This is a genomic window from Clostridioides sp. ZZV14-6387 (assembly GCF_020657835.1).
Lineage (GTDB): Bacteria > Bacillota > Clostridia > Peptostreptococcales > Peptostreptococcaceae > Clostridioides > Clostridioides difficile_A.
The window spans coordinates 85,729-99,091 of the sequence record NZ_JAGWCW010000002.1 but is presented as its reverse complement, the minus strand read 5'-3'; the positions used below and the strand labels follow the sequence as shown (position 1 = coordinate 99,091).

Genomic DNA, 13,363 nt, shown 5'->3' with positions numbered 1-13,363 from the left:
TATTGTTTTTCACATTAAAGTATATCACAAATTAGTATCTAATTTTTATAGAAGATAACAGTTTTAATTGATTATGAAATTTTTATAATATTTTAGGTTAAACATTTAATTATATATAATATTTTATTCATAGTTAACTATTTTTGAGGGTTTGCTTTTAATCAAGCAAAGCTTAGTTACTCAATTATAAATAATCATTGAGAATAGGACAATTTTTAAGATACATAAAATATAAAGAGGAGGGGATTTAAATGCCAAAGATAGAAAAAGACTTGGATGGTACAACTACTATAATATATCTCGACGACGATGTAGATGTTCCAACAGACGAGAATGGTTATAAAATATCCATGACAGTACTACATGGAAAGACAATCTGTCATGTAGTATCTCCTGAAACAACCTTAGGAAGAAAGTTCACATTAGAAGAAAAACAAGAAAAAGATACAATAATATATGAAGCAATAGAAAAAATAATGGTAGATAGACAATTACAAATAAAAGATTCAAACAAAGAAGTTGCTAGTCATTAGCACTTCTTTAATAAGTCAAGTAGGACAAGTATTTTTTATAATATTATTGACTTATAGTCTAATTAGACTATAATATAAACATAGATAGTCTAATTAGACTACTATGGAAAATAAATACAATAAGAGTTTAAGAAAGGACAATAACAATGATTAAATCATTTTTAATGTTAGGACAGTCCAATATGGCTGGAAGAGGATTCATAAGTGAAGTGACTCCAATTTATAATGAAAGAATACAGATGTTACGTAATGGAAGATGGCAAATGATGACAGAACCTATTAATTATGACAGACCAGTTTCTGGGGTAAGTCTTGCTGCATCATTTGCAAATGCATGGTGTTGTGAAAATCAAGAGGATAGAATTGGGCTAATTCCTTGTGCTGAAGGAGGCAGTTCCTTAGATGAATGGAATATAGATGGTATACTTTTTAAACATGCTATAAGTGAAGCTAAATTTGCCATGCAAAGCAGTGAATTGACAGGAATTTTATGGCATCAAGGAGAAAGTGACAGTAATAATGGCAACTATAAATTTTATTATAAAAAATTACTTTCTATTATTGAAGCTCTTAGAAAAGAATTAAATATTCCAGATATGCCGATTATTATTGGTGGATTGGGAGACTTCTTAGGAAAAGTAGGTTTTGGTAAAAGTTGTACTGAGTACGTATTTATCAATCAAGAGTTACAGAAATTTGCTTTTGAACAAGATAATTGTTACTTTGTTACAGCAACAGGCCTTACATCTAATCCTGATGGTATTCATATTGATGCAATATCTCAAAGAAAATTTGGATTACGTTATTTTGAAGCTTTTTATAATAAAAAGCATATTATGGAAGCATTAGCTAATGAAAGTGAGTTGATAATACCAAGTAATTCCAAGACATATACAAAAACAGAAAAAATATATATAAATAGTATGGACTTGGCACTAGGAAAGATATCATATGATGAGTTTGAATCTAAACTTATTAAACTTAATGATAATTAGATAAAATATTCATTAATATATTAGTAAATATAGCTTGAAAAAAGAGGTGATTTTTTGATACCATTATTAATTTTAGGATTATTAAAACAAAATCCAAATTCTTATGGATATGAGTTGTTAGCATTAATGGAGAAGAAGCATTACAAGTACATAGTAAATTTCACTAAAGGTTCTTTTTATTATAATTTACAGCAACTTGAAGAAAAAAAGTTTATTGAAAAAGTTGAAAATAAACAATCTAATAAAAGTAGAGAAACTCATAACTATATAATTACTGAACTTGGATGTCAAGAATTTGAAAAACTAATGTATAAGTATGGTTCTAAAACAGAGTATATAAATCTATCATTTTACGCAACACTGTTATTTGCCAATGATTATAAAAATGAAAAGTTAATAGAATTATTGGAAACGCAAATTAAGCAAACTCAAGTAAGAATTTCTCTGTTAAATGAATCCATAGAAAATAACAAAACAAATTCACATTATTTTAATAGAATGCTAGAAAATTCTCGTTCTCACCATTTAGTTAATATTGAATGGTTTGAGAAGTTACTAAATGATATTAAAGATTGATGTTAATAATAAAAAAATCTACATATATACTTTATATAAATGTAGGATATATAGATTAAAATAAGGCAGATAATTTCCAATTGGATATCTGTCTTTTTATTATATAAGATGTTAAAAGACATTTATACTATGTAAATAAAATTTATAAATATAAAGTTATTAATCGTTGAATTACAGACACTTAAGATGAAAAGTATGACATTTGATATAATAAAATTGTTTGAGTATTAATTAATGGTATAAATAGTTTTAATATAATTGTATTTATAAATAATTATAAAATAATAAATTAATTTTTTTATACTGACTTTTTTATAGTATAAATCGTTATATATAATGACGGAGGTGATAATAGTGAATGATGCTCGGATTATATCAAGAATAAAAGCAGGGGAAAAAGAATTGTTTGATACTCTAATCAAAAAATACTATGATAGCATCTATTGTTATTGTTATCGCCATGTAGACAATCAAATGACTGCACAAGACTTAACCCAAGATGTATTTATAACAGTTATAAAAAATATAAGTGATTATAAACATTATGGTAAGTTTGAAAACTATTTATATGTTATTGCAAAAAATAAGTGTAAGGACTTATGGAAGAAAAAGCAACCTATATATTTAGAGTCATTAGATAAAGAGATGTCAAAGCAAGAATTAGCAGATGTTGAAAACAAAATATTTGTAAAAGAAGCTTTGATTAAATTACCAGAAGTAGAGTTTGAAGTGATAATTTTAAGATATTATCATGATTTAAAATTTAAGGATATTGCTAAGATTATGGGTTCAAGCGTCTCTGTCACAAAGTATAGAATGAATAGAGCATTAAAAAAACTAAAATTATATTTGGAAGGAGGTAAATTATGAATAATAAAAAACTTAAAGAAAGTCTATTTGAATATAAAGTTCCAAAATATGATGTTTCAGCAATTGAAAAAACGGTTAAAGCTATACATGAATTAACATTTAATAATGCAGATAAAAGAATGAATAGTATAGAATTTTTTATCTCTCAAATTGGCTTTATACGAAAAAGAACTTGGATTATGCAATTTTTAGTACTGTGTATAATATGCTTATTTTTATTTAGTACATCAAGAGATAGCAATTCACTTTACAATACTTTATCCTTGATTTCCGCAACATTTCCACTTCTCATATTAACTAATATAGAAGAGTTAGCAAAAGTATATAATAGTAGTATTTTAGAGATAGAATTTTCAACCAAAAATACACTACACAAAATTATTGCTACAAGAATGCTTGTATTTGGAATAAGTGATTTGTTGCTTATGCTTATTGTCTTGATATCTGCAAAACAAACTATTAATTTAAATGTACTGTATATAATAATTTATATACTAGTGCCCTTTAACTTAATGTGTATAGGATGTATGGAAATTATAAATAAAAACAAAGGTAAAAATACGAATTATTATTGTATGATATATGGTGTATCTCTTGTATTATTGATATTTACACTAGGTACTTTTAGAAAAAGTATATATCAATTTGAATCAATAAACCAATGGCTAATCGTTTTTATAATCACATCAGTAATATTAATTTATGAAATAAGAAAAACATGGAGACATATTCGTTCGTTTGAAAATATTATTGTGTAAGAAAAAAATAAGAATATACAGTATCAGGAGGAATAAGTATGGAGCTAAGTGTAGAAGGATTAACAAAACAGTATAATAACAAAGTTATAGTAGATAAAATAGAATTTAGATTGAATGAAGGTATATATGGATTTTTAGGAGAAAATGGGGCAGGAAAGACTACTCTTATGAGAATGATTTGTGGGATATTAAGTCCAACATCTGGAGAAGTAAAGATAGATGGTAAAAATAACTTGGATATGGGAGAAGATTTTAGAGATATGATTGGATACCTTCCTCAAGACTTTGGATATTATCCAGATTTTACTGCAAAAGAATTTATGCTATATATAGCTTCATTAAAGGGATTGATACCTAGCCATGCAAAGAAAAAAACACAAGAATTATTAGAAATTGTTGGTTTATCAGATGTAATCAATAAAAAAATAAAAACATTCTCTGGAGGGATGAAACAAAGACTAGGATTTGCTCAGACACTACTTAACGACCCTAAAATTTTAATATTAGATGAACCAACAGCAGGATTAGACCCTAAAGAACGAGTTAGATTTCGTAATTTGATTTCAAAATTCTCTAAAAAGAAAATTGTTATTTTATCTACTCATATTGTATCTGATGTAGAACATATTGCAGATAAGATTTTAATAATGAAAAAAGGAAGATTCATTTTAACTGGTTCAGTTGAAGAGGTAACTTCAAAAATAAAAGATAAAGTATGGAAATGTGTAATTAATGAAAATGAAGTAGAGTATATGTCTGATAGATATTGTTTAGCAAATATTCATCATTCTGGAGGAGTCGTAAATCTTAGAATTATAAGTGATATAAAACCACATGATAATGCATGTAATTTGAAACCAACATTAGAAGATTTGTATTTATATTGTATTAATAAGGAACTATAAATATATATAAGGAGATAAGTATGTCTACATTAATTAAATTTGAATTAAAAAAAATAATAAAGAGAAAGTCTACAATAGCAGTTATTTTAGGAAGTCTAGCCTTAAGCATAATCCTTTTTTCTTTAATGCCACTTCAAGAAAAAGCTAATGATGAGAATGGAAAAGAGTATAGAGGTCTACAGGCCATTGAAATAAAAAAACAACAATCTAAATTAAATGATGGGTACATAACAAATAAAAAAGTAGAAAACTCAGTTAAAGAATATCAAAAAATGTTTAATAATCCAGATAATATTATAAAAGATGAAAGTGGTTTTTCAGATTTTAAACCAGATATTTATTGGAAATTTTTTTATCCTAGTAAGAGTTTTTACAGTTTTATAATAGAGTCATATAGTAAGCCTAATGATTTTGATTCCTCTATAATTAGAACAATGTCACTAAAGAATGGCATTGATTTTTATAAGTCTAGAAATGAAAAAGTAAATACAATCTTAAATATGGAATATGCAAATGGAAATTATACACAAAAAGAAAAGGAATTTTGGTTATCTAAGAATAAGGAAATAAGTGAGCCCTATTTAAATGGATATTATCAAGGTTGGGATTATTTCATATTATCGAGAGATTTACTGATTTTTACTATATTAGCTATTTGTATAAGTATAGCTTCTGTATTTTCAGGAGAATATCAATCAGGTACTGATTCAGTGATATTATCTTCTAAATATGGAAAAAGTAAAGTTATAACAGCCAAAATAATAAGTTCCTTTTTATTTGGGACAATTATTTTTATTATAAACACAATTGTATGTGTTGGAATACTCACTCTGTCTTTTGGAATGGATGGATGGAATTTACCATTACAACTTACAACTAGTTCAGTTCCATATCCATATACACTTTTACAGGCAACATTACTAAGCATATTAGTTATTTATATTATATTAATAGCATTAATTAGTTTTACACTTTTATTATCTTCTTGCATGAAATCACCTTTTCCAGTTTTAATTACAAATATAATAATACTTTTCGTACCAATATTTTTACAATATAGTGAAACCAACAAACTTTATAATCTGATTTTACGAATTTTGCCATCAAATGCTATTTCATTTTCGTTTGCCAATTATATAGATTACAAGATTGGTAATTTAATAATAGATTTACCAACTATGATTATTTTTACATGTTTAGTACTTGCAATTATTTTCTTACCTTTTACTAAAAATAATTTTAAAAAACACCAAGTTAATTAAACTATATAATATAAAAAGCTTGAGGATACAGAAATAAATTATAGTTAATTTCTGTATATTCAAGCTTTGAAGTTTTGTATTTAAGTTGAGCAATTATAAAATATGTAGTTTAGAGATTATAAGTTTATGTTATAAACATACTGATTTTTGTACATCAGTTCTTACATTAACATTACCTGCTTTTAGATTTTCTCCTATAGTAAGTCCTTTGTCTTTTAGAACATATTCAAAAGTCATAAGTGGAACTCCACCTTTTCTGCCACCTAATATTTCTTTTCCTTTTAAATCATCATAAGAGAAATTAGACATTTTTTTTCTAGCTACTAGAAAACTTCCATCTCTTTTAGTCAATTGAGCAAAGTTCACTGCATAATCATTTTTATTTTGATTATATACATATATAGATGCTTCAGGACCCATTAGACCTACATTTGCTTCACCTGAAATCAAAGCCGCCATAGTTTTATCAGCACCTTGAGTATTTATAAGGTCGATTTTTATACCTTCATCTTCAAAAAAACCTTTTGTAATAGCAGCATATTGTGGAGCGTAAAAAACGGAATGAGTAACTTCTGCTATAGTTACCTTATCTAGATTTTTAGATGAAGAAGAGTCATCTTTTTTATCATTGGAACTAAAATCACATCCAGTTAGACATAGCGTGCCTATAACAACAGAACTTGCAATTGCAACTATTTTTTTAAACATAATAAATACCTCCCATAAGACATCCGAATAATATATAGTATTAAATATTTATTGTAGTTGTTACAAAAATGTATCTATATTTATTCTATTTCTACAAAAACCTAAAAATAAATTTGAGTTTTATGTTTTAAACAATGTTTAATCTTGGGTAAATTATATTGATTATTTATAATTTAAAGGGTAAAATTAAAATAATATTATTTTAGAGTACTATATATAAATACTAATTTATATGAAAAGAATTTATATATAAGGTTAGATTATTTTTATATGAAATAACCTAACTTTATATTTTGCAATTACTTGAGTATTACTGGACAAACATAATTAAAATGGAGGAAATTATATGAAACAAAATAAATATGATAATGATGAATTCTTTGATAAATACAGTAAAATGGAACGTTCTATAAATGGTCTAGCAGGTGCTGGAGAATGGCATGTTTTAAAAAAAATGTTACCAGAATCTAAAGGAAAACGCGTTTTAGATTTGGGCTGTGGATTTGGATGGCACTGTCAATATGCAGTTGAAAATGGAGCAGATTCTGCTATTGGAATTGATATTTCAGAAAAAATGCTAAAAGAAGCTAGAAACAAAACAAAATTTGATAATATAAAATACATATGTATGCCTATTGAAGATATTAATTTTCCAAAAGATAGTTTTGATATAGTTATTAGTTCTTTGGCACTACATTATATTCAATCATTTGAAGATATATGTAATAAAATAAGTGACTGCCTTTCAAGTGGAGGTGAGTTCGTATTTTCTGTTGAACATCCTATATTCACTGCATATGGAACTCAAGAATGGTATTGTGACAAGGATGGTAATCATCTTCATTGGCCAGTTGATAGATATTTTACAGAAGGAGTACGTAAATCTAATTTTTTAGGAGAAGAAGTTATAAAATATCATAAAACACTGACAACTTATCTAAATACTTTAAATAAAACTGGATTTGAAATATTAGAAATAATCGAACCTCAACCACAAGAAAAACTATTAGATACAATTCCTGAAATGAAAGATGAATTACGCAGACCTATGATGTTACTTGTGGCTGCAAGAAAAAGATAGTAAAGACTAGTTAATTTAGCTTATAGAGAAAATTTTAAATGCTAAGCTGAAAGATTAATCGTATTTTTTAAAGAAGGCAAAAGTAATGATTTCTTTTGCCTTTTCTAGTAAGTAATAATTATACTTCTACATAATATATTTCATTTCCATTTTGCTCTATAAGTTTTTTCATGTCTTCAAATTTCAAAAACACAGTAGCTGTGTTGTCATTTGGATGTATACCTATTTTATCCATTTTTAATAAATCTTTATCAAATACAACTTTTACAACAGCATCTGTATCATTTAATATACCAAAAGGAGTTACAGCTCCCTTAGTAAGTTTTAAGTATTTCTGAAGTCTTTCTTCTGATGCAAAACTAAGAGGCTTACTATCAATTTGTTGACGAATGTCTTTTAAATCTGCTTTTTTATCCTTACCTAGTACAACTAAAAAATGTTCTTTCCCTTTAGCATCACGAAGAAATAAATTTTTTACAACAAATTCCATATGTAATGTTTCTAATTGTTCCATTTCTTCAATTGTATAAACTGGTGGATGATTTACAGCTTCATAAGGTATATTTAATTCATCCAATTTTCTATATACTTCTTGTTGTTGAGTATCCATAATATCCTCCTATTAGAAATTTATTTTATATATAAACAATATTATCACATAAAACTTCAAAAGAAAACGTTTTATAGTGTGTAAATGCTATATTATTTGCTTTTAGATAAAGCTCTAATGTACAAATATAATTCTATAAAGTTAAAAAATTTTAAAAATACTTGTAAAAAGGACATTATTTACTATTTATAAATTATATAAAAAGAGATTATATAAAGTCACATATGAAAAAACTATATTATACTATCTTTTCTTTTTGGAATAAACTATACTTTAAATAGAGATATTTAATTTTAATAAATTTTACAGTATTAACAGTAAATTACCTTAGAAAGGAACGTGCTTTATATGTCTACAGACAAAGTTGTTGGAATCATAGATGAAGAAACTGCAGAACTTGCTGGAATTGAATATACTGGTAAAATTTATGCTTCTTCTGGTGTTATAAAACATATAAAGAAAAAACATAGGTGTCAATTAAGTAAGGATATTGTTAATGATATAATAGATACTATAAAAATGGTACTCAAATCTCCTGAATATATAGGCAGTCATCCTAAAAAGCCTGGAAAAAGTGTGGAGTTTATAAAAAAAATTGGTGATTATATTTTAGTGGCTACAGAACTAGATACAAAAAAGGGATATTTATATGTATCTTCACTATATGCTATAAAAGAAGCGAAATTAGAAAGTAGAATTAGTAGTGGAAGAGTAAAACAATACGAAAGTTAACATAATATTATTATTTTTGAAACTATTGAAAAATATTGTTAAATAAGTTATAATATTAATATATATGTAGATATTTATTAGTTAGATTTGAGGTTGGAAAGGGCACCCAATACGCTACTATGGAGTAGTTAATAGAGATGCAGGATACGCCGCCCTGCCAAATCTAATTACATTTAAAAGAGAGGATTAATTCCTCTCTTATTGTTTTTTGAACTATTAAGTAAATTTATATAAAAGATTTGAAGTATAAGAATACTTACTTTATCCTAAATAATTTCTTAGATATTCATATAATGTGATTTATGGAATAATATGAATAATCCTATATCTATAAAAAAGTATTTTTTTGTATTAGTTTCTAAAAATTTAGTTAGAAACTATATCATTATGGAAAAAAATGTATTATAATATTTAGAAATATTATAATAAGGGGCGATTAGATATGAGTTTATCAAAGAAAATAGAAGATAAGAGAAAAGCTAAACAAAGAGCTGAAAAAGTTAAGCAAGCTAAAGTTGCTACAGCTGGTGTAGTGTTAGGAGCAGTTACTGGTGCAGTGAGTGGAGTATTGTTGGCTCCTAAATCAGGAAAAGAAACAAGAGAAGACATAAAAGATGCTTCACAACAGATTGTTGAAAAAATAAATATTAAAACAGTAGATGTAAAAGATAAAATGTCTAACAAGCTAGAAGATAGAAGAGGAAATTTTATGGAGTCAAAGAAAAAAATAAGAAAGTATATAGATACTAAAAAGAACATTGAGCATTCTAATGAGGAAGATAAAATAATAGATATTGTTGAACCAGTTAGTGTCACTGAGGAATAGGAATGAACAATACAATAACAATCAATATAAGTATAATATATATATTATTAGCTATACTTGGATGTGTTGCTTTAGTTTATTTAATTATTGTACTTGCTAAATTACATAAGATTTTAAGTAATGTTGGAACTGTTTTAAATGATAATACACAAAATATAAATACAACTTTAAATAATCTTCCTAGTGTTGTAGAGAATTTTGGAGAAGTAGGAGAAAATATGAAAGATGTAACTGAAGCAGTTACTGAAGTTACAGCAGATTTTCTTGTTACTAAAGACAGTGTCAAATCAAATATGGATGTTATAGTTGATATATTGACTATAATCAAAAACATTTTTTTAGATAAAAAATAATTCTAGTTTTAATGAAAAAATTATTAAAACAGAAAATAATTTATCGATAAAATTAATATGAATGAATAAATAAAGATGTATCTATTAATTAATAAACTAACAAGTAGATACATCTTTTTATTAGATTTTTATAAAATAATCATTCTCTTATAATTTATCTATTTGTTTTAATGCTAATTTAACAGTTTCATATCTATCAGCACCATTTATTACTACATCACCTTTTACAAGTTTATTAGCTTCTCCACCTATAACATAAACTTTTTTCCCTAAACCTTGCTTATAACTAGATGCTTCAACCATTAAAGCATCTTTTAATTGCCAGTATAAAATCTGAGCTGCTACTTTGTCAGCATCTCCTGTATAAACTATTACATTTTCATACACTTTATTTCCCCCCTGAGAATCTGATATAGATTTATTTAATATTCCTTCTGCTATCAATTTAGCAACTTTATCTTTATTGTTAATGTAGTAATCTGTATCTGCCTTACTATCTACAAAACATACTTCTATTAATATTGCTGGTGCATCAGTATGATTAAGCCAATAAAGACCTCTAACATCAGATTTTGCTCCTCTGTTTTTAAATACTGTAGCTAATTTAGCATTTACTCTTTCTGCATGTATTTTCCCATTATTAGTTTTATATATTGTTTCTGTACCTTCTGGAGTTGAAGTTGTGACATTTGCATTAAAATGAATTTGAACAGCTAAATCAGTTTCTTGTTTGTTTGCTATTTTACACTGGTCTGCTAAATGATTATTTGATTCATCAACTCTTCCTGTGTAAACAGTAGCTCCCCCCATTTTAAGCCATTTGACAATCAAGTCATTCATTATTCTTGTTTCTTTACCTTCATTTATATATCCAACAGCTCCTGTACCTTTTCCAGTTAAAGTATGCCCTGGTATTACTACTACTTTCAAGCTATGCATCTCCTTTTCAATTAAATTTAACCTCTATTTAATATATGCATAACTTAGAAATTTGTTTCTTTTTATGTCTTATAGATTTAATATAAGATATCTTGTAAATTCATAGAGCATTTAGGTAAAATGTATTAAAGTTATAGTTTTGTATATAATACATTGCTTGATTTCAATAATTTTATAGCATATTCATCCATTCTATATCCATTTCTATAATATATATGTTTAATTCCAGATTGAATTATGGCTTTAGTACAATTTAAACATGGAAAATGAGTTACATAAATGGAACAATCTTTAACTGCGATACCTTCTTTGGCACAATAGTAAAGAGCATTTTGTTCAGCATGAATTGTCCTAATACAATGTCCATCTCTCATCTCATGACCAACTTCACTGCAATGCTTATCTCCAGAAATACTACCATTATAACCAGTAGATACAATTCTATTTTCTGAATTTACAATTATAGCACCTACATAGGCTCTATCACAAGTACCTCTTTCAGCTACTGTCTCACATAATCTCATAAAATACTCTTGCCATGAACATCTATTTTCAATTTTATTTTCCAAATTAATCCCTCCAAACTTATGTCTAATATATAAAGTTTATACCTTAAAAATAGTATTAAAAACAAATTTATATATAAATATGTTAGAAACAAAGCAATTTAAAATAAGAAAACTGTCTCAATAAAATCGAGACAGTTTTATAATCAAGGTTTATAATAGAAGTTCATATTTTTCTTTAAATTCTTTTACAGCTTCAGGCCATGCCTTTTGCTCTGTAATCCCTTTTTCTTTAGCTATTTTAATTGCAATTTTTCTTATCATTGCAGCTCCCTCTAATATTCCCATTTTTAATCTCCCTTCAAATATCTTTTTGTATAGAATATAAATAGTGCTAAGATTTATTACATGCTGCATATACAATATTTATACAACATGTAACTTCTAAATTCCTTTTATTTTCATACGTCTTTAACCGACATATAATTATATTCAGTAAGTTTTAAAATTATCACTTAAATAATTATTATTTAATCTTTTTTATTATTTACTTTCTTATTTACACACTAAAAACTGTAGGTAAATTTGTCTTATATCTTCACAAATATTCCTACAGCTTTAATTATTAAAAATGTATCTCTTTAATTTCGAAAAATGATTACTTATAAGAAATCATTCCTTATTATAATCACTAAAATAATCAAATATCTTGAATAAAATTTTACTTATCTAGAATTGTATATTTTTTCTATAATATTAACTACAGCGTACATTGCCCATGCACAGATAGCCAATACAAATACGCCCATCATTACTAAATCTAATTTGAATACTTGAGAGCCATATACTATTAAGTATCCTATTCCATATCTTGAAACCAAAAACTCTCCAACAATTACGCCTACCCATGCCATACCAATATTAATCTTAGTTAAATTTATCAAATTCCCTGTATTTGCAGGTAGTATAAGTTTAAAAAGTATTTGGGATTTACTTGCTCCAAAACTTTTTAGCATTTTAATTTTCTCTTCATCTATATTCATAAAATAATTGTAAGCTGAAAGTATAGTAACAACAACCGAAATAGTTACAGCTGTTACGACGATTCCTTCTATTCCAGCACCTACCCAAACTATAATTATAGGAGCCAAAGCAGTCTTAGGAAGAGCATTTAAAACTACCAAAAATGGGTCTAATATTTTTGATAATTTCTCTGACCACCAAAGAGCAATTGCTACCAATATACCTAAAACAGTCCCTATAACAAGACCAAGGACAGTTTCATATACAGATATTCCAATATGCTTAAATAACTGTCCACTAGATGCATACTGAATAAATAAATTGTAAATATCACTTGGTTTGCTAAATAGAAATGTATTTATAACATTTAAGTCAGCTAGAAGTTCCCAGACTATGATAAAACCAATTAGAATTAATAACTGGTAGAACAATACATTTCTTTTTTCTCTTTTTACACCTTTAACATAGTTTATATATCCTTCTGATCTTTTATTAAGCCTCATGTGTATCTAGCTCCTTCCATAATATGTCGAAATACTTTTGAAAATCCGGAACTTTACGTGTTTTGAGAGGCGTTTTTGTTCCATCCATATTAAGTTCAATGTCGTAAATGTTTTTTATGGTAGCAGGTCTTTTAGATAATATTGCAACCTTATCTGATATGCTTATTGCTTCTACTATCACTA

At 26.3% G+C, this 13,363-nt stretch carries 18 protein-coding genes; 11 read left to right on the top strand and 7 right to left on the bottom strand.

Annotation, left to right across the window (positions count from 1 at the left end):
- The first annotated feature begins 251 nt into the window (after positions 1–251).
- The 7 genes from KGF38_RS01665 (at position 252) to KGF38_RS01635 (ending at position 5,899) form a co-directional block, all read left to right on the top strand.
- A complete protein-coding gene (locus tag KGF38_RS01665; RefSeq protein ID WP_054270325.1) occupies positions 252–533 on the top strand; it encodes a hypothetical protein in 282 nt (93 codons plus the stop codon).
- Between the two features lie 146 nt (positions 534–679).
- The gene (locus KGF38_RS01660; protein WP_054270326.1) at positions 680–1,528 is read left to right on the top strand and encodes a sialate O-acetylesterase; all 849 of its coding nucleotides are present in this window, start codon (positions 680–682) and stop codon (positions 1,526–1,528) included.
- Between the two features lie 54 nt (positions 1,529–1,582).
- Positions 1,583–2,104 carry a PadR family transcriptional regulator gene (locus tag KGF38_RS01655; protein ID WP_054270327.1) on the top strand — a complete coding sequence of 174 codons (522 nt, stop codon included), beginning with the start codon at positions 1,583–1,585 and terminating at the stop codon, positions 2,102–2,104.
- 354 nt (positions 2,105–2,458) lie between these two features.
- On the top strand, positions 2,459–2,974 hold the full coding sequence (locus KGF38_RS01650) for an RNA polymerase sigma factor (RefSeq protein WP_074178152.1): 516 nt from the start codon (positions 2,459–2,461) through the stop codon (positions 2,972–2,974).
- The gene (locus KGF38_RS01645; protein WP_074178153.1) at positions 2,971–3,732 is read left to right on the top strand and encodes a hypothetical protein; all 762 of its coding nucleotides are present in this window, start codon (positions 2,971–2,973) and stop codon (positions 3,730–3,732) included. The genes KGF38_RS01650 and KGF38_RS01645 overlap by 4 nt, the downstream gene beginning before the upstream one ends.
- A 38-nt stretch (positions 3,733–3,770) precedes the next feature.
- Positions 3,771–4,637 carry an ABC transporter ATP-binding protein gene (locus tag KGF38_RS01640; RefSeq protein WP_074178154.1) on the top strand — a complete coding sequence of 289 codons (867 nt, stop codon included), beginning with the start codon at positions 3,771–3,773 and terminating at the stop codon, positions 4,635–4,637.
- A gap of 20 nt (positions 4,638–4,657) precedes the next feature.
- Positions 4,658–5,899, top strand: coding sequence for an ABC transporter permease (locus KGF38_RS01635; RefSeq protein WP_074178155.1), 1,242 nt, complete (start codon positions 4,658–4,660; stop codon positions 5,897–5,899).
- A 129-nt stretch (positions 5,900–6,028) separates the two neighbouring features.
- Here KGF38_RS01635 and KGF38_RS01630 read toward each other — a convergent pair whose 3' ends face one another.
- On the bottom strand, positions 6,029–6,607 hold the full coding sequence (locus KGF38_RS01630; RefSeq protein WP_074178156.1) for an ABC transporter substrate-binding protein: 579 nt from the start codon (positions 6,605–6,607) through the stop codon (positions 6,029–6,031).
- Positions 6,608–6,953: 346 nt separating this feature from the next.
- Between KGF38_RS01630 and KGF38_RS01625 the strand changes: the two genes are divergently transcribed.
- A complete protein-coding gene (locus KGF38_RS01625; protein ID WP_074178157.1) occupies positions 6,954–7,688 on the top strand; it encodes a class I SAM-dependent methyltransferase in 735 nt (244 codons plus the stop codon).
- A gap of 118 nt (positions 7,689–7,806) precedes the next feature.
- Here KGF38_RS01625 and KGF38_RS01620 read toward each other — a convergent pair whose 3' ends face one another.
- Complete coding sequence (locus KGF38_RS01620) at positions 7,807–8,298, bottom strand: prolyl-tRNA synthetase associated domain-containing protein (RefSeq protein ID WP_074178158.1); 492 nt, start codon at positions 8,296–8,298, stop codon at positions 7,807–7,809.
- A 348-nt stretch (positions 8,299–8,646) separates the two neighbouring features.
- On the opposite strand from KGF38_RS01620, the gene KGF38_RS01615 reads away from it, so the two are divergent.
- The 3 genes from KGF38_RS01615 (at position 8,647) to KGF38_RS01605 (ending at position 10,209) form a co-directional block, all read left to right on the top strand.
- The gene (locus KGF38_RS01615; RefSeq protein ID WP_054270335.1) at positions 8,647–9,030 is read left to right on the top strand and encodes a PBECR2 nuclease fold domain-containing protein; all 384 of its coding nucleotides are present in this window, start codon (positions 8,647–8,649) and stop codon (positions 9,028–9,030) included.
- 442 nt (positions 9,031–9,472) lie between these two features.
- A complete protein-coding gene (locus KGF38_RS01610) occupies positions 9,473–9,856 on the top strand; it encodes a YtxH domain-containing protein (protein WP_054270336.1) in 384 nt (127 codons plus the stop codon).
- Positions 9,857–9,858: 2 nt separating this feature from the next.
- Positions 9,859–10,209: a hypothetical protein gene (locus KGF38_RS01605; RefSeq protein WP_054270337.1), complete on the top strand. Its 351-nt coding sequence runs from the start codon at positions 9,859–9,861 to the stop codon at positions 10,207–10,209.
- A 147-nt stretch (positions 10,210–10,356) separates the two neighbouring features.
- Here the strand turns inward: KGF38_RS01605 and KGF38_RS01600 are convergent, their stop codons facing one another.
- From KGF38_RS01600 to KGF38_RS01585, 5 genes are all read right to left on the bottom strand, one after another.
- Positions 10,357–11,148: an N-acetylmuramoyl-L-alanine amidase gene (locus KGF38_RS01600; RefSeq protein ID WP_227832122.1), complete on the bottom strand. Its 792-nt coding sequence runs from the start codon at positions 11,146–11,148 to the stop codon at positions 10,357–10,359.
- Between the two features lie 131 nt (positions 11,149–11,279).
- Positions 11,280–11,717 carry a deoxycytidylate deaminase gene (locus KGF38_RS01595; protein WP_074178160.1) on the bottom strand — a complete coding sequence of 146 codons (438 nt, stop codon included), beginning with the start codon at positions 11,715–11,717 and terminating at the stop codon, positions 11,280–11,282.
- A 150-nt stretch (positions 11,718–11,867) separates the two neighbouring features.
- A complete protein-coding gene (locus KGF38_RS20310) occupies positions 11,868–12,002 on the bottom strand; it encodes a hypothetical protein (protein ID WP_054270339.1) in 135 nt (44 codons plus the stop codon).
- A gap of 377 nt (positions 12,003–12,379) precedes the next feature.
- Positions 12,380–13,180, bottom strand: coding sequence for an ABC transporter permease (locus KGF38_RS01590; RefSeq protein WP_054270340.1), 801 nt, complete (start codon positions 13,178–13,180; stop codon positions 12,380–12,382).
- Positions 13,170–13,361, bottom strand: a complete 192-nt coding sequence (locus tag KGF38_RS01585; protein ID WP_054270341.1) for a hypothetical protein — start codon at positions 13,359–13,361, stop codon at positions 13,170–13,172. Before KGF38_RS01585 ends, KGF38_RS01590 begins: the two co-directional genes overlap by 11 nt.
- Positions 13,362–13,363: the final 2 nt, after the last annotated feature.